Source organism: Leifsonia sp. Leaf264 (assembly GCF_001422325.1).
Taxonomy (GTDB): Bacteria; Actinomycetota; Actinomycetes; order Actinomycetales; family Microbacteriaceae; genus Orlajensenia.
In genome coordinates this window covers 1-20,609 of sequence record NZ_LMMR01000007.1, presented here as the reverse complement: position 1 = coordinate 20,609, position 20,609 = coordinate 1, and the positions used below count along the sequence as shown (strand labels likewise).

Here is a 20,609-nt window from a genome sequence, read left to right as displayed (position 1 = left end):
CGCGATGCATGCGCACGCATGTCCCCTTCCGCGTGACGTGGAACTCTGCCCGATCGGCCTTCGGCGCTCAGTGGGAGCCCTCGCAGGAAGCGCCTCTGCGAGCGATTACAATCGAACCCGTGCTCATCTGTCTCTCCGCGAGTCACAAGAACTCGAGCTTCGACCTGCTCGAGCGATTGAGCGTCGACGCAGAACAACTCGGACGCCGCATCGTCGGCTCCCACGACTCCCTCGGCGGTGCCGTCGTCGTCGCGACCTGCAACCGCTTCGAGGCCTACCTCGACCTCGACGAGCCTGAGGGCTCCTCTCCGCTCGCCGCCGTGAGCGCCACCCTCGACGCCGTGGCGGATGAGAGCGGCGTGAGCTCCGAGACCCTCCGCGAGACCCTCGACCTCGTGCACGGCAACGGCGTCGCCGAGCACCTGTTCGCCGTCTCGGCCGGACTCGAGTCCGTCGTCGTCGGAGAGGGCGAGATCGCCGGCCAGGTTCGCCGCTCCCTGGAGCGCGCACGCACTGTGGGAACGACGACGCCCGAGCTCGAGCGCCTGTTCCAGCGCGCATCGCAGACCTCGCGCGGCATCAAGAACCGCACCGGCATCGGCTCGGCCGGGCGATCGCTCGTGCGTCTCGCCCTCGATCTCGCCGAGAGCCGCATCGCCGACTGGTCGACCCAGGAGGTGCTCCTCATCGGCACCGGGCGCTACGCCGGGGCATCACTGGCCAACCTGCGCGAGCGCGGCGTCACGAACGTGCGCGTGTACTCCCCGTCGGGCCGCGGCCACAAGTTCGCGGTCAATCACGACATCGAGGCCGTCTCCGTGGCCGACTACGCCGCAGCGGCAGCATCCGCCGACATCATCGTCGCCTGCTCGGCGGTCGAGGCGCACGTGCTGACGGCGACCGAGCTGCGGACCGGCCGCGCTGCCGTCGAGCTGCTCGGCCGCCCGGTGGAGGCATCCGTCCGCCAGCTCGTGATCGACCTCGGGCTGCCGCGCAACATCGATCCCGACGTCGCCGACATCGACGGCGTCTCCCTGCTCGACCTCGAGACGATCCGCCTGCACGCGCCGCTCGACGAGTTGACGGCCACCGACGAGGCTCGCGCCATCGTGGGCAAGGCGGCGCGCAAGTTCGGAGCTGTGAGCGAGGAGATCAACCTCGCCCCGGCCGTCGTCGCGCTGCGCGCCCACGTTCTCGGAATCGTCGACGACGAGATCGCCCGAGCGCACGCCAGGGGCGACGACTCCGCGGCGACGGAGCAGGCCCTCCGCCACCTCGCCGGCGTACTGCTGCACACCCCGATGGTGCGCTCGCGCGAGTACGTGGCACGGGGCGACCAGCGCACCTGGATCGACGGCGTCGAGGCGATCTTCGGGGTCGTTCCTGCGACTGGCGCGGCATCCGTCGCCGCAGCCGACGACGACGAGCTCGGCCTCTCGGCTTCTTGATGGGCGAGCCCTCCCCAGCTCCGACGCTGCGGCTGCCATTCAGCGTCGACGCATATGACGCGGCTCCGATCGTCACAGAGCGCCTGGTGCTGCGCCCGCTCTCGGAGAACGACGTCGCCGACGTCTACGAGTACCAGCGCCTCGACGAGGTGCTGCGCTTCATCCCGTGGCCGCGTCGCACGGCCCAGGAGGGCGCGGAGCACACCCGCAAGCGCGCCGGCATGCGCACGCTCGCGGCCGACTCCGACGCCGTGTTCTTCGCCTGCGTGCTGCCCGGGGAGCCGTCGCTGTTCGGCGACGGCGGAGACAGGGTGATCGGCGACGTCATGCTGAGGCTCTCGGATGCCGACAACGCCGACGTCGAGATCGGCTGGGTGTTCCACCCCGACTTCGCGGGCCGCGGGTACGCCACCGAGGCGTCGGCGGCCGTGCTCGCCCTCGCCTTCGAGCAGCTCGACGCCCACAGGGTGCACGCCCAGCTCGATCCCGTGAACACGGCGTCGGCTGCGCTGTGCACGCGCCTCGGCATGCGCCACGAGGGCACGACGCGCGAGACCTTCTACGACAAGGGCGCTTGGTCGGACTCGGCGTTCTACGGCATCCTGCGGTCGGAGTTCGACGCGCGCTGACCGGGCGGCGACTGCGGCGGCGGTGGCTCGCCGGTTGTGGCCGCCTCCTGCTGACCTGCTCGCCGGTTGTGGCCGCATCCGCGGGCCCGACGTGGCCACAGGTGGCGAGCGAACGAACGGGCAGCGACCACTACTGGCGAACTGGCGCGCGCCGGATGCTGCCACCCCGCCGGCGCGACTGCCCGCCGGGCCGGAACCCGGCGAGCGACGCCCGCGACGCGTGACGCGCTACGCGCCCTTGAGTCGCTCGGCGAGGAAGGCGTGCAGCCCGGCGAGCGGCACTCGCTCCTGCTGCATGGTGTCGCGGTCGCGCACAGTGACGGCCTGGTCCTCGAGCGAGTCGAAGTCGACCGTGACGCAGAACGGGGTGCCGATCTCGTCCTGGCGGCGGTAGCGGCGTCCGATGGCGCCGGCGTCGTCGAAGTCGACGTTCCAGCTCTGGCGCAGCTCGGCCGCGAGCGAGCGGGCCATCGGCGACAGCGCCTCGTTACGGGACAGCGGCAGGATGGCGGCCTTCACCGGGGCGAGGCGCGGGTCGAGCTTCAGCACGGTGCGCTTGTCGACGCCGCCCTTCGCGTTCGGCACCTCCTCCTCGTGGTACGCGTCGACGAGGAAGGCCATCAGCGAACGGGTGAGGCCGGCCGCAGGCTCGATCACGTAGGGGATCCAGCGCTCGTTCTTGGTCTGGTCGAAGAACGAGAGGTCCTTGCCGGAGGCCTCCGAGTGGGTGCGCAGGTCGAAGTCGGTGCGATTCGCGATGCCCTCGAGCTCGCCGAACTCGCTGCCGGTGAAGCCGAAGCGGTACTCGATGTCGACCGTGCGCTTGGAGTAGTGGCTCAGCTTCTCCTTGGGGTGCTCGTAGAAGCGCAGGTTCGCGGGGTCGATTCCGAGACCGGTGTACCAGCTCATGCGCTGCTCCATCCAGTACTCCTGCCACTGCTCGTCGGTGCCGGGCTCGACGAAGAACTCCATCTCCATCTGCTCGAACTCGCGGGTGCGGAAGATGAAGTTTCCGGGCGTGATCTCGTTGCGGAAGCTCTTGCCGATCTGGCCGATGCCGAACGGCGGCTTCTGACGCGACGCCTGCAGCACGTTGGCGAAGTTCACGAAGATGCCCTGTGCCGTCTCGGGGCGCAGGTAGTGCAGGCCGGACTCGTCGTCGACCGGGCCGAGGTAGGTCTTGAGGAGCCCGGAGAAGGCGCGCGGCTCGGTCCAGGTGTGGCGGTTGCCGCAGTTCGGGCAGGCGATGTCGTCGAGGCCGTTCTCGGGGGCGCGGCCCTTCTTCTCCTCGTACTCCTCCTCGAGGTGATCGGCCCGGAAGCGCTTGTGGCAGTGCTGGCACTCGACGAGCGGGTCGCTGAAGACCTCGACGTGGCCGGAGGCCTCCCACACCTGCTTCGGCAGGATGACGCTGGAATCGAGGCCGACGACGTCGTCGCGGCTCTGCACCATGTAGCGCCACCACTGCTTCTTGATGTTCTCCTTGAGCTCGGTGCCGAGGGGCCCGTAGTCCCACGCGGATCGTGACCCTCCGTAGATCTCGCCGGCCTGGAAGACGAACCCGCGGTGGCGGGCGAGGGCGATGACGGCGTCGAGACGGCTGGGTGCGGCCATGGTGGCTCCAATGGGGCGAGGGGGCGAGCGGGAACCGCGCGATCACGGGGCGAAGGCCCGCCAGTGCGGTTCCTCCAGTTTAGGGAGTCATCCTGAGCCGTACTCGCGCGTGCGCTCTACGGGCGGAGGCGACGTCGACGCCACAGCAGGATCGTCGCCGCCGAACCACCCAGCCAGACGACGAGTGCTGCCACGGCGACCACGAGGTACAGGACCTCCGACGACGCGGAGTAGGGGCGGGTGTCGACGGCATCGAGGCCGAGGCGCACGACAACGCAGCCCAGCAGCAGGCTGAGCACGCACCCCGCGATAGCCCACAGGAGCGACGGTGTTCGTCGTTGCGGCATCCGGTGCCTCCCCCCTGCAACTCGTCGGCGGCTGGTCCGTGACTCGTGAGCGACTCGTCCCAGCGTAGTTTCGTCACGACGGATGCCTCGGGTCGGCGTGCCCGTCGCCTCGCCTGCTGGAGGTTGTCCGCCCCGGAACGACGCCCATACAGTGAGAGAGCGCGGCCGCCCCGGCCGTGTCTCCTCTCGCGAAGGTGGGTCGCGTGGACTGGCTGCTCGACGTCGACATCGTGAACGGCGCGGCGTTCTGGGTGCCGTGCCTGCTGTCGGCTGCGGCGTTCGTGGTGATGCTGATGCGTCGGCCGACGGGCCGGTGGGTCGTCGTCGCGGCATCCGCCGTGCTGATCGGAGTGCTCCTCGGGCTGCTCGTGGTCTGGCTCGCCGTCGACGTGCTGGACGCCTTCGGCGGACCCGTGAACGCCGCCACCAGGGTGTGGGTGCCCGCATGCTTCGGAGGCATCGCCCTGGCGGTGGTGACCATCGCGCGCCCACCCCTGTGGCGCCGCGTCGTGGGCATCGTCGCCATCCCGCTGTTCATCCTGACGACGGGCCTCGTCATCAACGCCGCCTACGGCATCACGACGACCGTCGGCGCCTTCCTCTACGTGAACACGACGCCGCCGATCGCCGTCATCCCGCCGACGGATGCCGCAGCCCCCGACCCCGTCGAGCCCGTCGTCGCGACCTGGACGCCGCCAGCCGATCTGCCGACGCACGGTCGCTACGGCGTCATCGACCCGCCCATCCCGAACTCGGCCTCGGGGTTCGACGCCCGCGGGGCCGAGGTGTACTACCCGCCGGCCGCGCTCGTCGAGAACGCGCCGCGCCTGCCCGTCGTCATCATGATGATGGGCCAGCCCGGGAGCCCCGATGCCGCCATCATCGCCTCGGTGCTCGACGACTTCGCCGCGCGGCACGACGGGCTCGCACCGATCGCCGTCGTCATCGACCAGTTGGGGGCGCCGCTCGCCGACCCGCTCTGCCTCGACACCAGCCGCGGGCAGGCCGAGAGCTACATCATGGACGACGTGGTGCCCTGGGTGCGCGACACCCTCGGGGTGCTGCGCGACCGCACCGACTGGGTCGTCGCCGGCTACTCCAACGGCGGCCAGTGCGCGACCTACCTGGGCTCGAAGTACCCCGAGACCTTCGGCAGCATCCTCGCCGTCTCCCCGGAGGAGTTCGCCGGCGAGAGCGACAGGCGCGCCGTCCTCGACGAGGTGTTCGACGGCGACCAGGCCGCGTACGACGCCGTCAAGGTCACGACGGTCATGGGCGAGGGCGACTACCCCGACACGACGGCGATCTTCGCCGTGGGAGCCGACGACCCCGGATACGTGCCGGATGCGAAGAAGCTCGCGCGCGCAGCATCCGCCGCCGGAATGGACACCACCTTCATCAGCATCCCGAACGCCGACCACGGGCGTAGCGGACTCGCGGGCGGACTGACCGCCGGCTTCGCCCTCCTGGCCCCCAGACTCGGCTTGGCCGCCGCGAAAGGATGACCTCCCATGCATGACACGAGACCCGCGGATGCCGCACCCGACGGCACCTCCACGGCGTTCGGGCGCCTCCCCGCTGCCGGCAGGCTGGCGCGACGCTACTTCACGCGCGTCCCCGTGAGCATCGCCTTCGCAGTGCTGTTGCTCATCACGGCGATAGTCGCAGGCACCATCTCGGGGCATCCGTCGAAGGCCACGCTCGACGCGTGGGCGGCCGGAGTCTCGACCACCATCGACCAGGGCCACTGGTGGACGCCCGTGACAGCGCTGTTCATCCCGTGGGACCCGTTCCAGCTCGTCGCCGGCGTGATCGCGTCACTGACGCTGCTCGGCGTCTCGGAACGATTGATGGGCAGCCGTCGCGTCGTGGTCGCGTTCCTGGTCACCGGTGCCCTCGGCGTGAGCATCGGGGTGCTGCTGCAGTGGGCCGGGAGCCTGGCGGGTGAATGGTGGGCGCTCGGAACCTCGCTCGACCTCACGCTCGATCCGCTCACCGGCATCACGGGCGCCCTGCTCACGGCGAGCGCGTACGCCGGGGTGTTCTGGCGTCGCCGCATCCGTGTCGTCAGCTTCGCCTTCATCCTCGTGTTCGTGCTCTACGACGGCGACTCCTCGAACGTCTACCGCCTGAACGCCGCGGTGCTCGGACTGTTCCTCGGCGCGCTGTTCACGCGGGACGCCTCCACCCTGCGCGCGCGCCGCAGTTCCAAGGCCGAGGCGCGCACCCTCATCGCCACCGTGGTGGCCGTCACGGCCATCGGCCCCGTCGTCGGCCTGGTGAACCCGAATGGCCTCACGCCGTTCACCCTGCTCGCGCTGCTGTTCGACCAGCGCGCTCCGGTCGACAGCGCGAAGCTCGCCGACTGCGCTTCGAAGGCAGCCACGACGACCGACATCACCGAGGCCTGCAGGAACGCCTTCATCGATGCGAGCGCCAGCGGGCCCGGTCCGTTCCTGCTCACCTTCATCCCGCTCGCCCTGCTCCTGGTCGCCGCATGGGGCCTGCGTCGCGGTCGCCGCTTCGCCCTCTGGCTGGCCATAGCCGTGAACGTCGTGCTGGTGCTCATGGCCTACTTCTCCTTCGACATCGTCACGAGCCTGCAGGAGGCCGAGGCCGCCGGATTCGCCGGCTGGGACTTCGGCGAGCTCGTGGTGTGGGCCGCCGCGGCGCTGCTGCTGCCGGTCGGGATCCTCGTGGTGCTGTGGCGTTCACGGCACCTGTTCACAGTGCGGGCGACGGATGCGGCCTACGTGAAGTTCACGCTCTGGACCCTGCTCGCCCTCGTCGTGCTCGGCACCGTGTACTTCGTGCTCGGGCTGGTGGGGCTGGCGAGCTATCAGCCGGCGGCATCCGTTCCAGATCTCATGGTCGACACTGTCAAGCGGTTCCTGCCGACGCAGTTCGTGGCGAGCGTGGACCCCGTCGTCGTTCCGCGCGACGACATCGCATACATCCCCTACCAGTGGGTGGGGGTGCTGTTCTGGATCGTCTTCATCGGCGGATGCATCCTGCTGATGCGGGATACCGAGAAGCGGAACGCGGCCACGGACCATGCGAAGCTGCGCGGCCTGCTGCACAGCGGGAGCGGTGGCAGCCTGAGCTTCATGGCGACGTGGCCCGGGAACACGTACTGGTTCACACCGGAGGGCGACGGGGCTGTCGCCTATCGCGTGATCAACGATGTCGCCATCACCCTGGCCGACCCGATCAGCCTGCCGGAGCACGACGAGAAGACGATCGACGGCTTCACGGCCTTCTGCGACGAGAACGGATGGACGCCGGTCTTCTACTCGGTGCATCCGCGGGTCATGCCGATCTTCGAGGCGCGCGGGTGGCAGAGCATGCCCGTCGGCGAGGAGACCATCCTCGATCCATCACGGTTCGAGCTCGCGGGCAAGCCGTGGCAGAAGGTACGACAGGCACTCAACCGCGGCGTGAAGGAGGGCATGACCGCCGTCTGGACCTCGTGGGACGAGCTGCCGTTCGCCTTCAGCAGCCAGATCAACGCCATCTCGGAGGCCTGGGTCTCGGAGAAGAGCCTGCCCGAGATGGGCTTCACCCTCGGCGGAGTCGAGGAGTTGCGCGACCGCGACGTGAAGCTCATGCTCGCCGTCGACACCGAGGAACGCGTGCAGGCCGTGACGAGCTGGATGCCGAGCTACAGGGACGGCGTGCCGATCGGTTGGACCCTCGACTTCATGCGCCGGGCCGACGGCAGCATGAACGGCACGATGGAGTTCCTGATCGCCTCGGCCGCGCTGCACATGAAGGAGGACGGGGCCACGCTGCTGAGCCTGTCGGGAGCCCCGTTGGCGACCAAGCCCGTGGCGGCCGGCGAACTGCCGCCGGAACCGACGGCGATGACCCGCCTGCTCGAACTGCTCGCCCGCACCCTCGAGCCGGCCTACGGCTTCTCGACGCTGTTCCGGTTCAAGTCGAAGTTCAACCCGCGCTACGAGACCATCTCGATGACCTATCCCGACCCGCTGGCGCTTCCGGCGATCGGCCTCGCCATCGGCCGGGCCTACGTGCCCAACGTCTCGCCGCAGGAGGCCGTGGCGCTGGTGCGCACCCTCGCGGGGTGATGCGCGAGACGGCCGTCACGCCGACGGGACAAGCGAATCCCGTCCGATCTGCGCCACGGCGGTGTGACCAGCCAGTCCCATCGTGATGTCGAACTCGGCGATGTGGTTGCGGAGCACCTCGCTCACCCCTCGGGCGCCCGCCACGGCGAGGCCGTAGGCGTACGGCCGACCGATCCCGACGGCGGTGGCGCCGAGGGCCAGGGCGATGAAGGCATCGGCCCCGCCGCGGATGCCGCCGTCGAGGATGACCGGCACCCGGCCCGCCACGCGATCGACCACGGCGGGGAGCGCGTCGAGCGACGCGACGGCCCCGTCGAGCTGGCGACCGCCGTGGTTCGAGACCATGATCCCGTCGACGCCGTGATCGAGGGCTCGGGCTGCGTCATCCGGATGCAGGATTCCCTTGAGCACGATGGGAAGGCTCGTCCACTCGCGCAGCTTCGCCAGAGCGTCCCATTCCAGGGTCGGGTCTGCGAACACGTCGAGGAACGTCTCGACGGCGGCCCGCGGCAGCGGGGAACGGATGGCGCCGGCCACGCCGCCGGCGAACACCTGGGTGTTCGATCCGTTGCGGGCCATGCGGATCGCCGTGGCGACGGCCTTCGGCGTGACCCGGATGCTCTGCTCCGCCCAGGTTCCCCGGCTGGCCTTCTTCACCCGGTCGCGTACCAGGCCGGCGAACACCGGATCGCTGGTGTACTGCGCGATGCCCTGCCCACGCGTGAACGGGAGGTAGGCGAGGTCGAGGTCGCGCGTGCGCCAGCCGAGCAGGTGAGTGTCGAGCGTCACGACGATCGCCTCGCATCCGCTCTCCTCGGCCCGCCGCACGAGGGAGGCGTTCAGCTCGTCGGAGGCGCTCCAGTACAGCTGGAACCAGCGCGAACGCCCAGGTGCCACCGCGTCCATGGCCACCGCCACCTCCTCCATGGGCCGTGAGGCCTGGTTCGAGAGCAGGTAGGGCACGTCGAGCGCGGCTGCAGCCCTGCCCACGGCGACGTCGGCATCGGGATGCGCCAACTCCATGACACCGAGCGGTGCCAGCAGGAACGGTGTCGCCCTGCGCTTCCCGAGCAGCTCGATCGAGAGGTCCCGTTCGCCCACGTCGCGCAGAACCCGCGGGTAGATCCGCCAGTTCCCGAAGGCCGCGCGGTTCGCCGCCACCGTCGTCTCGGATCCGGCCCCGCCGGCCAGGTACGCGAACGCCTCCCGGCCCAGGGTCTTCTCGGCGGCGAGCTCGAGTGCCTCGGGGGTGGTCGGTACCGCCGGTCTCGTACCGCTGATGCCCGACCGATAGATGGCGGACTGCACTCGCCTGCCGAAACCCTCGCCTGCTGACGCCATCGTCACCCTCCGTCCGATCGGCGCAGGGACATGCCCCGCTCCGAGTCAACGCTAGACCTCCGCCTGGGGCGGGGTCGGATGCCCATCGAGCCGCGTCCTCCCGGCTCCTGCAGGGCCGCCGAGACCGCCGACGGCTAGCCCAGCGCCGCCCGCACGCGGTCGACAGCCTCCAGCACGACGGCGTCGACAGCCTCGGCGGAGGGGCGGATGGCCGAGCTGATGCGGTCCGCTATCCGGTCGAGGTCGAGGTCTGCAGCGCCCCGATCGCGATCCTTCAGCTCGCGCAGCGGCGCCAGCACCGCGGCTCGTCGCAGCCACTCGTCCGGATCGCGCGCCCAGCGGTCGAGCACGAGTTCGGCGCGCGCCCGACCCCGCCGGTCGAGGGCGCGCAGCATGGGGCCGACCACGTCGACGGCGAGCAGGTCGACGAGCTGCGGCATCCGTCCCTCCCGCACGAATCCTTCGATGCGGGTGAGGTCTGTGCCGATGAGCTCGGGTGCGTGCGACTGCAGCAGCACCACCGCCGCGAGCCGCCGCTCGAAGACCGGCGGCCGCCACAGCACTGAGGCCAGCGCCGTGACGTCGTCGTGGCCCAGCCCCGGGTAGCGGCGTCCGGCGTCGCGCACGGTGCCACGCACGATGCCGACGGATGCCCCGTAGAAGTCGAGAGCTCCGCCGACGCGTTCGCGCTCGGCCGCTGCCCGATACGGCGACGCCTCGAGTTGCAGGGCGGCGTCGATCCAGTCGGCGACCTCGGAGACTGTCGCGATCAGTGCACGTACTCCAGCAGGTCGAGCCCGACCTGGCGCATGCCGTCGAGCACGGCGAGGCGCGTCTGCAGATTGGTGTCGGCGAAGTACATCGACACCGCGTAGGTGACGGCGGTGCGCGGGCCGCGCAGCACTCCGACCTCGGCGCGCACCCCGCCATCGGCACCGGTCTTGTTGACCAGCAGGATGCCGTGATCGGCGCCGCGGTGGGCCAACGGGTCGAGGCCGAAGGCGCTCGCGACGAGGGAGAGGTCGGCGTTGAGCGAGAGCCAGCCGATGACGCGCTGCGACACCTCCTTCGACACGATCTCCCCGCGGGCGAGCGATGCGAACAGCCAGGTGAGCTCGCTCGCAGCGCCGATGCTCAGCTGCGGTGCGTCATCGGGTCCGCGGTGGTCGCGCACGAGGTCGAGCAGGGCCGTGCGCTTGAGTCCGAGGGCCTCGGTGCGTGCCCGCACGGCCTCGAGTCCGACCGTGCGGATGAGCACGTTGGTGGCGAGATTGTCGCTGGTGGCGCCGACGAGGGCTGCAAGGTCGGCGATCGGAAGAGCCGGCGCCTGCAGGTGCTGCCAGATGCCGGAGTCGCCGACGAAGTCCGCGGTCTCGCGATCGAGGATGGCGTAGCCGTTGAAGGCGGGGTCGGCCAGGCGCGCTGCGACCTCCACCAGGAGAAGCACCTTGCCGATGCTCGCCGTCGGCATGACGACGTGGTCGTCGACCGAGAACAGCACCCGGCCGCTGGCCAGGTCGGTCGCCCTCGCCGAGACCTGCACACCGCTCACCGCGAGGGAGCCCAGGGCGCTGAATCCGCGCGAGAAGTTGTCGTCGGCGTCACCGCCGATGTGTCGACCAGCCCGCTGCGAGGTGTGCCGGGCGCGACGCTCGGACTCCATGGCGGGGATCGTCAACGGGGGTTCCTCCGGTGGGGCTCTGACGTCGGTCGGGAGTGCGGGCGCAGGGCGCTCCCGGTGTGACGCGAAAGGGGCTCACGGCAGCATAGCTCGCTCGACCGGGGTGCGCATCGCAGCACGCGCCGGACGAAGTCATGTTCTATGCACAGTCTCCACAGGGTTATCCACATTCGAAGGTTAATCGGAGGTTGCGTGTCGTGGAACGCGCCTGATACCTGAGGTTCACCGCCCGGAGAACAGGCCGGATCCGCTGCCACGATCCGGCCTGTTCTCGAAGCGGCCGAGGCGCGAGGATCACCAGATGGTGACGCGGTCCTCCTCGTCCAGCCACAGGGCATCCGTCGGCTGCACACCGAAGGCCGTGTAGAACTCGTCGATGTTGCGCACGATCTGGTTGCAACGGAACTCGTTCGGCGAGTGCGGATCGATCGCGATGAGACGGATGACCTCCTCGTCGCGCGCCTTGAGCTGCCAGGCCTGAGCCCAGGAGAGGAAGAAGCGCTGCGCCCCCGTGAGGCCGTCGATCACCGGAGACTCCTCGCCGGCCAGCGAGATCAGGTAGGCCTTCCAGGCGATGGCGAGGCCGCCGAGGTCGCCGATGTTCTCACCGATGGTGAGGGCACCGCTCACGTGGTGGTCGGGAACCTGCGCCGGGGCGAGGGCGTCGTACTGGGCGATGAGCGACGAGGTGCGCTCCTCGAAGGCGGCGCGGTCGGCCTCGGTCCACCAGTCGGTGAGGCGACCGTCGCCGTCGTACTTCGAGCCCTGGTCGTCGAAGCCGTGTCCGATCTCGTGGCCGATGACGGCGCCGATCGCGCCGTAGTTGGCTGCGGCATCCCGATCGGGTGCGAAGAACGGGAACTGCAGGATGGCGGCGGGGAAGACGATCTCGTTGAAGCCGGGGTTGTAGTACGCGTTGATGGTCTGCGGCGTCATGAACCACTCGTCACGGTCGAGCGGCTTGCCGATCTTGCCGAGCTCGCGGTTGAACTCGAACTCGCTGGTGGCGCGCACATTGGCCACCAGGTCGCCGGGGCGGATGTCGAGGGCCGAGTAGTCGCGCCACTTCACCGGGAACCCGATCTTCGGGGTGAACTTGTCGAGCTTGTCGAGGGCGCGTTCGCGGGTCTCGGCGCTCATCCACTCGAGGCCCGTGATCGACTGGCGGTAGGCCTCGACGAGGTTGGCGACCAGCACGTCCATCGCGGTCTTCGACTCCGCCGGGAAGTGGCGCTCGACGTAGATGCGTCCGACGGCCTCGCCCATGGCACCCTCTACGAGCGAGACTCCACGCTTCCACCTGTCGCGCATCGACGGGGTGCCCGTGAGCGTGCGGCCGTAGAAGTCGAAGTTCGCCTCGACGAAGGCGTTCGACAGGTAGGCGGAGTTCGAGCGGATGACCTGCCATGCCAGCCAGTCGCGCCAGGCATCGATGTGGTTCTCGTCGAGCAGCTCTCCCAGCCCGGCCAGGAAGGTGGGCTGCCGCACGACGAGTTCCGCGAAGGCTCCTTCAGGGGCGCCGAGGGCGTCGAGCCAGATGTCGGCATCGGCACCGGATGCCGCGGCCACGGCCGCTGCGGCATCCGACCACGTCGTCAGGTTGTAGGTCTTCTCGCTGTCACGGGAGGCGACGTTGTCCCAGTGCTGGGCGGCGATCGCAGTCTCGAGCTCGAACACCCTGGCGGCACGACCGTCGACGTCGTCGAGGCCGGCGAGGCCGAACATGCGGGCGAGGTGTGCGCGGTACTTCTCGCGGATCTCGGCGAACTTCTCCTCGCGGAAGTAGCTCTCGTCGGGCAGGCCGATGCCGCCCTGCTCGAGGAAGACGAGGTACCGCTCGGGGTTGCCCGGGTCGTTGTCGACGAAGAGCTGGGCGAAGCCGCTGGTGCCGGCGCGCTCGAGCGAGCCGAGCGCGCTCAGCAGGTCGGGGATGGAGTGCACCGACGCGGCGAGCGCGAGCTGCTCGGCGATGGGCGCTGCGCCCAACTCCTCGATGCGCGCCTCGTCCATGAAGCTGGCGTAGAGGTCGCCGACCTTGCGCTCCTCGACGGAGGCGTCGGCGCCGGCATCCGCCGACTCCACGATGATGTCGCGCACGGCCTTCTCGGCCTCCTCGTGCAGGAGGTAGAAGGAACCGTAGCGGGCCTTGTCCGCGGGGATCTCGGTGCGGTCGATCCACTTGCCGTTGACGTGCCGGAACAGGTCGTCCTGCGGGCGGATGAGTGCATCGAGTTCGTCGCGGTCGATTCCAGAGCTGAGAGCATCGGTCATGCCGCTCAGCCTATTGGCCGCGCCCGGGCCAACACCCAGCATCCGGCTGCTTGAATGGCCCCATGCGACTGCTGCTGAACATCATCTGGCTCGTGCTCTCGGGGTTCTGGCTGTTCCTCGGCTACGTCGCCGCCGGCATCATCTGCTGCATCCTGATCGTCACGATCCCGTTCGGCATCGCCTCGTTCCGCATCGCTGTCTATGCGCTCTGGCCCTTCGGCCGCACCGTCGTGTCGACACCGACGTCGGGCGTGTTCTCCTTCATCGGCAATGTCATCTGGTTCATCGTCGCCGGACTGTGGCTCGCGATCGCTCACGTCGTGTCGGCTGTCGCCCTGGCGATCACGATCATCGGCATCCCCCTCGCCCTCGCCGAGATCAAGATGGTGCCGATCTCGATCGCCCCGCTCGGCAAGCGGATCGTCGACCTGCCGTAGTCCCGCTGGCCGCTGGTCGCTGGCCCCTGGCCGCTGGCGACGGCGGCGCGCCCGCGCCGGTAGTGTCGGCGGAATGAGCGTGGCCTTCAGCATCCGTCCGACCGTCGAAGACGACTGGGAGCAGGTGCGTGCCCTCCGCCTGGAGATGCTCGCCGACACCCCGATCGCGTACGCCGAGACACGGCAGCACGCGCTCGACCAGCCGGAGTCGGAGTGGCGGATGCGCGGCGCCCGCGGACTCACCGACCGCGGCACCTCGCTGGTCGCGATCGACGAGAGCGGGCGCTGGATCGGCGCGATGGCCGGTTACCTGCCGGATGCCGAGGAGGAAGGTCCCGACGCTGCCGCTGGCACCGCCAACGGCGGTCGCCCCGCCACGGGGCCTCTACTGGTCGGCGTCTACGTCGCGCCCGATGTGCGCGGGAGGGAAGCCGGCGTCACCGACGCCCTGCTCGCCGGCATCGAGGACTGGGCGCGCAGCCACGGCGACACCCTGGCCCTGCACGTGCACGAGGACAACGCCCGCGCCATCGCGGCCTACGAGAGCCGGGGCTTCGAGCGCACCGACGTCACAGCGCCGTACAACCTCGACCCGGCGAAGCTCGAGCTGGAGATGGTCAAGCAGCTCTCGTAGACCTGAATCGAGCGCCGAGAACGACGTGTCTGCGGGTGCGATCCCACCCGCACCCACGAGAACTGCGGTGTGGGCGCAAGCCACCCGCACAACCTGCGTACTCGGCGACCGGCGACCGGCGCCTGTCGTCAGCGCCCCCGCTGCTCCTCCCACTCCTCGAGCACCTCGGGCAGGCGTCGCTGGATGAAGACGAAGAAGTCGCTCATCTCCTGCACCCGCTGGGAGGCGGCGGATGCCGGATCGTCGATGGAGACGACGGCCTTGGCCGCCAGTTGCTCGATGAGGTCGTAGAGCACGTTCTTGCCGATGGAGGCCGTGTACCAGGAGTCCTCCGGCAGCTCGTAGAGGTCGCGACGCGAACCCGGCTGCGACACCCGACGGATCATCCGCACCGTCTGCAGGTAGCGGACGGCGCCCGAAATGGCGGCAGCGCTGGCACCGAGCCGTTCGCCGAGTTCCTGCGCCGTGAGCCCGGGGCCCTCGGCGACCATGAGGGCCATCAGCACGCGCGCCGGCATGCGCGGGAACCCGGCCGCCGTCATCGCGGCGGCCGTCTGCTCGACGAAGTCGTTCACTCCCTTGTCGTCACGTGCCATGCAGTCATCCTTTCAGGGGGCCAGCGGTCGCGCCGTCCGCGAGTCCGTCCCGCGCTCGGTTTTCAGCCGCCGAGCGCGACATCGCGGCGACGGACGAGCAGAACGGATGCAGCGGCCACGACGACGGCGATGCCGAGCATCAGCCAGGCCGGGGCCCAGTCGACATCCGCCTCCGTCACGATCGGCGTGTGGCTGAAGGGCGAGATGTCGCGAGCCCAGTCGGGCAGGCCGAAGAGACCGCCGAACTGTCCGACGAAGATCGCCAGCAGCAGCACGGTCCAGCCGAGGCCGATCGTGAGCCTGGGCACGAGCGCGAACACCAGCGCGACGACGGCGAGCAGCAGGAACACGGCGGGCAACTGCGCGACGGCGGCCGAGGTGATCGTGTCGATGGTTCCCGACGGCGCACCGGCACCTGCAGCCCCGGCGATGGCCCCGAGCACGGCGACGGCCATCACGAGCAGGGTCGAGACGACGGCGATCACCAGGTAACCGAGGAACCAGCGGATGCGGGACACCGCCGTGGACAGCACGATCTCGGCCGTGCCGTTGGCCTCGTCCTGCCGGGCTCGCGCCACCGACTGGACGGCGCAGACCGCCGCGATGGCGCCGATCATCGAGAACATCGCGACGATGAACAGGTCGACGAGGTCGCCGTGAGCGTTCGGCCCGGCGATGCTGCCGACGGTGTCACCCAGGTTCTGCTTGACGTCGGCGGGGGCACTGGCGGTGAGGGTCTCGCTGAGGCTGCCGACGAGCAGGCCGAACAGCGCCCCAGCCACCAGCCAGCCGATCGTGGGATTGCGCAGCTCCCGCCACACCAGCGCGATCGGACCCGACAGCGAGGCACGGGCATGCGCCCGACCGGCGCGCTCGGGGATGATGCTCGAGTCGATGTCGCGACTGGACCGCAGGGCGATAGCCCCGACGACGGCCACGGCGCCGAGGAGGACGCCGAGGAGGACGGGCCACCACGCCGGATCGGAGAACGGACTGGTGCGCTGGCCCCAGCCGATGGGCGAGAGCCAGCTGATCCAGCCGGCGGTCATGCTCAGGGGGTCATCGGCATCGACGGTCCCCGTCGCGTCGCCGATGCCGCGGACCATGTAGGCGGCGGCGACCAGGGCCGCGGCCACGCCGTTGGCACCTCGCGAGGTGCGCATCACCTGGGCTGCCAGCAACCCGATGCCGAGGAAGCAGAGTCCGACGGAGGCGAGGGCGAGTCCTGCGGGCACGGCCCCGCCGGCATCGGCTCCGTAGAGCAGGAAGCCGCCGGTGTTCACCACTGCGATCACCGCGACGGCGATCACGCCCTCGATCACCGTGGCGACGAGAGGGGTGATGCGTCCGGCCGGAGTCGACTCGACAAGTTCGGCGCGGCCCTGTTCCTCATCGCCGCGGGTGTGCCGCACCGCCAGGAAGGTCGCCATGAGGCCGATCATCACGCCGAGGAACGCGAACAGCAGCATGAACTGGAAGGCGTCGGTCTGCGTGCCCTGCGGGGTGCCGCGCAGGATCAGCACGCTCGGCGTCTGCTCGAGCAGGGCGATCACGCCGGCGCGGTCCGTGGCCGTGCCGTAGCTCTGCTCGACCGCCGAGTGTCCGACTGAGGCGAGAGCAGCGAAGCCCAGCACCCAGACGAGCAGCTGGATGCGATCGCGGCGGAAGCGCTGGCGCAGGAGCGCGCCGAGCCCGCTCATCGTCGTGCTCCGGCATCCGCTCCGGATGCCGGAGTCTGGGCATCCGTCGCGATGTCGTCGTGATAGTGCCGCAGGAACAGCTCTTCGAGGCTCGGCGGATTGATGGTGAGGCCGCCGACCCGACGAGCCGCCAACGCCTCGAGGACCGGGGCGATGGCATCGGAGTCCGCGGTGAACTTCACCCTGGCGCCGTCGACGACCAGGTCGTGGGCGCCGGGGATGCCGTCGAGTTCGGCGGCATCCAGCGCCGTGCCGTCGGGGTTGACGCTCGCGAACGACACCTCGGTGCGGGTGAGGTGGCGGAGTTCGGCGAGGGTGCCCGTCTCGACGGTGCGGCCGGCGCGGATGATGCTCACCCGATCGCACAGGTGCTCGACCTCGCTCAGGATATGGCTCGAGAGCAGCACTGTCGCTCCCTCGCCGAGAGCCGCAGCGACCTCGTCGCGGAACACAGCCTCCATCAGCGGATCCAGCCCCGATGTCGGCTCGTCGAAGATGTAGAGATCGGCCGGGGTGGCGAGCGCCGCGATGAGCGCGACCTTCTGCCGGTTGCCCTTGGAGTAGGTGCGGCCCTTCTTGGTCGGGTCGAACTGGAAGACCTCGCAGAGGTGGGCGCGGCGCTCCGCATAGAGCTTCCTGTCGTTCTCGCCCCCGCGCAGCCGGGTGATGAGGTCGATGGCCTCGCCGCCGCTGAGCCCGGGCCACAGGCTGACGTCACCCGGAACGTAGGCGATCCGGCGATGCAGGGCCACGGCATCCGTCCAGGGATCGAGGCCGAAGACCGTGACCGTGCCCGCCGTGGAGCGCATGAGCCCGAGCAGGATGCGGATAGTGGTGGACTTGCCGGCGCCGTTGGGGCCCAGGAAGCCATGCACCTCGCCGGCGGCGACGCTGAGGTCGAGGCCGTCGAGGGCGGTGACACGGCCGAAGGTCTTGCGGAGGCCGGAGATGTCGACAACTGTGTTCATGTGCGTCACGCTACGCTCATTTCACAATTTTGTGAATCTTCCTAACGGATTGCTCACGGCCTCGGCCGTCGAGCGTCCGACCCGAGGCAGCGCGGCCCTGCCAGACTCGATGACGATGAGCATCTTCACCAGCCGTCCCGTCGACCGGGAGATCCTGCGGCTCGCCGTTCCCGCACTCGGTGCGCTCATCGCCGAGCCACTGTTCCTGCTCGCCGACTCCGCCATGGTGGGCCACCTGGGCGAGGTGTCTCTCGCCGGCCTGGGCATCGCGAGCACGGTGCTGCAGACCATCATCGGGTTGATGGTGTTCCTCGCCTACGCGACCACCCCCGCGGTCGGTCGACGCCTCGGCGCCGGCGATGAGCGCGGGGCGGTGGAAGCCGGGATCGACGGCCTGTGGATAGCCCTCGGCCTCGGCGTCGTGCTCGCCGTGGCCGGCTGGTTCGCGGCGCCGACCCTGGCCGGCGCCTTCGGTGCCGCACCGGATGTCACAGCAGAGGCATCCGTCTACCTCACGATCTCGATGCTCGGCCTTCCGGCCATGCTCCTGGTCTTCGCAGCGACAGGCCTGCTGCGCGGCCTGCAGGACACCCGGACCCCCCTCGTCGTCGCCGGCATCGGGTTCGCGGCGAACATCGTGCTCAACTTCGTACTCATCTACGGCCTCGGGCTCGGCATCGCCGGTTCGGCGATCGGCACGGTGATAGCGCAGTGGGCGATGGTCGGCGTCTACCTGGTGGTGGTCGGCAGGCACGCGTCACGAGTCGGAGCCCGACGGATGCCGCACCGCGCCGGCGTGCTCGGGGGCATCACCTCGGGCGGCTGGCTGTTCCTGCGCACCGTCAGCCTGCGCGCGGCGATGCTGCTCTCGGTGGTCGTGGCGACGGGACTGGGCACCTCGGAGCTCGCCGGCTTCCAGATCGCGATGACGTTGTACTCGACCCTCGCCTTCGCCCTCGACGCCCTGGCCATCGCGGCGCAGGCGCTGATCGGCAAGGCGCTCGGCGGAGGCGACGTGCCGATGGTGCAGGCCGTGCTCGCGCGCTGCCTGCAGTGGGGCGTCGGCGGCGGGGCGCTTCTCGGCCTGGTGCTCGTAGCGGTGTCGGGCATGGTCGCCCCGATCTTCACCAACGCCTCCGAGGTGATCGCGATCCTGCCGCCCACTCTCATCGTGCTCGGCATCTCGGTGCCTCTCGGCGGCTACGTGTTCGTGCTCGACGGCGTGCTGATCGGCGCCGGCGACGCAAAGTACCTCGCACTGACCGGCATCCTGAACCTCGTCGTCTACGTGCCGCTCGTGCTGGCCGTGGGTGCCTGGGCGCCGCACGATGCTCTGGGACTGGCCCTTCTCATGGCGTCGTTCGCCCTCGGATACCTCGGGGCACGGGCCGTGACCCTGGGGTTGCGGGCACGCGGGACGACGTGGATGGTGACTGGCGCCGTGCGCTGAGCCTGCTCACCCAGCCGAGGGAAACCACCCCAGCGCCGCGGCCACCAGCGCCTCGACGCCCATCGTGAGAGTGGGCTCGATCACCGGCGCGAACTGCGCCGAGTGGTTCGACGGGATGTCGACGTCGAGACGGTCGGCGGCGGCTGCCGCCGCGTAGACCTCGGGATCCACGCAGCCGAGCAGCCAGTAGACCAGCGGAACGCCGGCGGCCGTCGCGAGCATGCCGACGTCCTCGCTGCCCATCAGCACGCCGGGGTCGATCACGCGATCGGCTCCGAAGCGCCGGCTCAGCGCATCCGTCACCCGCTGGGAGGCCTCTGGGTCGTTCACCGTGACCGGGTAGACCTCGCCGCTGGTGAACTCGGGCTCGCGAGGAGCGCCCGATGCCTCGGCCTCGGCCCGGATGACGCGGCGCACCGAGGCATCGAGGCGGTCGCCGACTGCCGTGTCGAAGCTCCGGATGCTGAGACCCATCGTCGCCTCGGAGGGGATGATGTTGTTCTTCAGCCCGGCGTGCAGCGTGCCGACAGTGACCACTGCAGCCTCGAAGGGCGCGACCTCGCGCGCGACGACGGTCTGCAGCCTCATGACCGTCGCCGCGGCCATGACCACGGGGTCGACCGTCTTCTGCGGACGCGAACCGTGGCCGCCGCGGCCGAACATCCTGACGTGCAGGGTGTTGACGGCAGCCATGAAGGTGCCGGGATGCACGCCGACGGTTCCGGCCGGGATGGGGTTCACGTGCTGGCCGAGCACGACGTCGGGCTGCGGGATGCGGTCGAACAGGCCGTCGGCGATCATCGCCTGGGCACCGCCCTCGCGCTCCTCGGCCGGCTGGAACACGGCGACGAGGGTGCCCGTCCACGTCGAGCGGGTGGCGACGAGCTCCTCCACGGCGCCGACCAGGCATGTCGTGTGCACGTCGTGGCCGCAGGCGTGCATCACCGGCACGTCGGCTCCGTCGGGGTCGACGCCCCTGGCGACGGAGGCATACGGCAGGCCGGTGTCCTCCAGCACGGGCAACGCGTCCATGTCGGCGCGCAGCATCACGACCGGCCCCTCGCCGTTGGCGAGCACCCCGACGACGCCGGTCTGGGCTATGCCCGTGATCACCTCGAGGCCGGCGTCGTGCAGCCGTTGCGCCACGACCGCCGCCGTGCGGTGCTCCGCGAACGAGAGTTCGGGGTGGGCGTGCAGGTCGCGGTAGAGCTCGTCGAGCGTCAAGGCCATCACCCCACGCTACTCACCCGCGCTACGGCGCGGTGATCGCCGTGCGCCATTTCGCGGGGGTCTGCGCCAGGTGATGTGGGGCGCTGTCAAGTGGTCGTTGCAACTTGCGGGTTCAGGAGTGTGTTGAGTGCTTGGGCTGGTGTGCGGTAGTCGAGGGTGGGTCGGGGACGCTGGT

At 69.9% G+C, this 20,609-nt stretch carries 17 protein-coding genes; 7 read left to right on the top strand and 10 right to left on the bottom strand.

The window, feature by feature from the left end:
* Positions 1-119: 119 nt before the first annotated feature.
* Complete coding sequence (locus ASF30_RS15940) at positions 120-1,448, top strand: glutamyl-tRNA reductase (protein WP_055908926.1); 1,329 nt, start codon at positions 120-122, stop codon at positions 1,446-1,448.
* Complete coding sequence (locus tag ASF30_RS15935) at positions 1,448-2,077, top strand: GNAT family N-acetyltransferase (RefSeq protein ID WP_055908923.1); 630 nt, start codon at positions 1,448-1,450, stop codon at positions 2,075-2,077. Before ASF30_RS15940 ends, ASF30_RS15935 begins: the two co-directional genes overlap by 1 nt.
* Before the next feature lie 228 nt (positions 2,078-2,305).
* Here ASF30_RS15935 and ASF30_RS15930 read toward each other — a convergent pair whose 3' ends face one another.
* Positions 2,306-3,691 (bottom strand): glycine--tRNA ligase, encoded by a 1,386-nt coding sequence (locus tag ASF30_RS15930; RefSeq protein ID WP_055908920.1) that lies wholly within the window; start codon positions 3,689-3,691, stop codon positions 2,306-2,308.
* A 116-nt stretch (positions 3,692-3,807) separates the two neighbouring features.
* The gene (locus ASF30_RS15925; RefSeq protein ID WP_157497469.1) at positions 3,808-4,038 is read right to left on the bottom strand and encodes a hypothetical protein; all 231 of its coding nucleotides are present in this window, start codon (positions 4,036-4,038) and stop codon (positions 3,808-3,810) included.
* Between the two features lie 203 nt (positions 4,039-4,241).
* Here ASF30_RS15925 and ASF30_RS15920 point away from each other — a divergent pair, with 203 nt between their 5' ends.
* Together ASF30_RS15920 and ASF30_RS15915 are read left to right on the top strand one after the other, a co-directional pair.
* Positions 4,242-5,543 (top strand): alpha/beta hydrolase, encoded by a 1,302-nt coding sequence (locus ASF30_RS15920; RefSeq protein WP_055908915.1) that lies wholly within the window; start codon positions 4,242-4,244, stop codon positions 5,541-5,543.
* Between the two features lie 6 nt (positions 5,544-5,549).
* Complete coding sequence (locus ASF30_RS15915) at positions 5,550-8,126, top strand: bifunctional lysylphosphatidylglycerol flippase/synthetase MprF (protein WP_055908912.1); 2,577 nt, start codon at positions 5,550-5,552, stop codon at positions 8,124-8,126.
* A 15-nt stretch (positions 8,127-8,141) separates the two neighbouring features.
* On the opposite strand, the gene ASF30_RS15910 is transcribed toward ASF30_RS15915, so the two are convergent.
* From ASF30_RS15910 to ASF30_RS15895, 4 genes are all read right to left on the bottom strand, one after another.
* The gene (locus ASF30_RS15910; RefSeq protein WP_055908909.1) at positions 8,142-9,467 is read right to left on the bottom strand and encodes an alpha-hydroxy-acid oxidizing protein; all 1,326 of its coding nucleotides are present in this window, start codon (positions 9,465-9,467) and stop codon (positions 8,142-8,144) included.
* Positions 9,468-9,601: 134 nt separating this feature from the next.
* Complete coding sequence (locus tag ASF30_RS15905; RefSeq protein ID WP_235480394.1) at positions 9,602-10,195, bottom strand: DNA alkylation repair protein; 594 nt, start codon at positions 10,193-10,195, stop codon at positions 9,602-9,604.
* A 41-nt stretch (positions 10,196-10,236) separates the two neighbouring features.
* Positions 10,237-11,145: a serine hydrolase gene (locus ASF30_RS15900; protein WP_082467945.1), complete on the bottom strand. Its 909-nt coding sequence runs from the start codon at positions 11,143-11,145 to the stop codon at positions 10,237-10,239.
* 297 nt (positions 11,146-11,442) lie between these two features.
* Positions 11,443-13,419, bottom strand: coding sequence for a M13 family metallopeptidase (locus tag ASF30_RS15895; RefSeq protein WP_055908900.1), 1,977 nt, complete (start codon positions 13,417-13,419; stop codon positions 11,443-11,445).
* Positions 13,420-13,481: 62 nt separating this feature from the next.
* Between ASF30_RS15895 and ASF30_RS15890 the strand changes: the two genes are divergently transcribed.
* Positions 13,482-13,856 carry a YccF domain-containing protein gene (locus ASF30_RS15890; RefSeq protein WP_055908897.1) on the top strand — a complete coding sequence of 125 codons (375 nt, stop codon included), beginning with the start codon at positions 13,482-13,484 and terminating at the stop codon, positions 13,854-13,856.
* Positions 13,857-13,929: 73 nt separating this feature from the next.
* On the top strand, positions 13,930-14,490 hold the full coding sequence (locus ASF30_RS15885; RefSeq protein WP_055908894.1) for a GNAT family N-acetyltransferase: 561 nt from the start codon (positions 13,930-13,932) through the stop codon (positions 14,488-14,490).
* Between the two features lie 128 nt (positions 14,491-14,618).
* Here the strand turns inward: ASF30_RS15885 and ASF30_RS15880 are convergent, their stop codons facing one another.
* From ASF30_RS15880 to ASF30_RS15870, 3 genes are all read right to left on the bottom strand, one after another.
* Positions 14,619-15,086, bottom strand: a complete 468-nt coding sequence (locus ASF30_RS15880) for a GbsR/MarR family transcriptional regulator (RefSeq protein ID WP_055908891.1) — start codon at positions 15,084-15,086, stop codon at positions 14,619-14,621.
* A gap of 62 nt (positions 15,087-15,148) precedes the next feature.
* Positions 15,149-16,786, bottom strand: a complete 1,638-nt coding sequence (locus tag ASF30_RS15875; RefSeq protein WP_055908888.1) for an ABC transporter permease — start codon at positions 16,784-16,786, stop codon at positions 15,149-15,151.
* A complete protein-coding gene (locus ASF30_RS15870; protein ID WP_055908885.1) occupies positions 16,783-17,754 on the bottom strand; it encodes an ABC transporter ATP-binding protein in 972 nt (323 codons plus the stop codon). The genes ASF30_RS15875 and ASF30_RS15870 overlap by 4 nt, the downstream gene beginning before the upstream one ends.
* Positions 17,755-17,863: 109 nt before the next feature.
* Here ASF30_RS15870 and ASF30_RS15865 point away from each other — a divergent pair, with 109 nt between their 5' ends.
* Positions 17,864-19,204 (top strand): MATE family efflux transporter, encoded by a 1,341-nt coding sequence (locus ASF30_RS15865; RefSeq protein ID WP_055910346.1) that lies wholly within the window; start codon positions 17,864-17,866, stop codon positions 19,202-19,204.
* A gap of 6 nt (positions 19,205-19,210) precedes the next feature.
* Here ASF30_RS15865 and ASF30_RS15860 read toward each other — a convergent pair whose 3' ends face one another.
* On the bottom strand, positions 19,211-20,434 hold the full coding sequence (locus tag ASF30_RS15860) for an amidohydrolase (protein WP_055908882.1): 1,224 nt from the start codon (positions 20,432-20,434) through the stop codon (positions 19,211-19,213).
* Positions 20,435-20,609 lie beyond the last annotated feature (175 nt).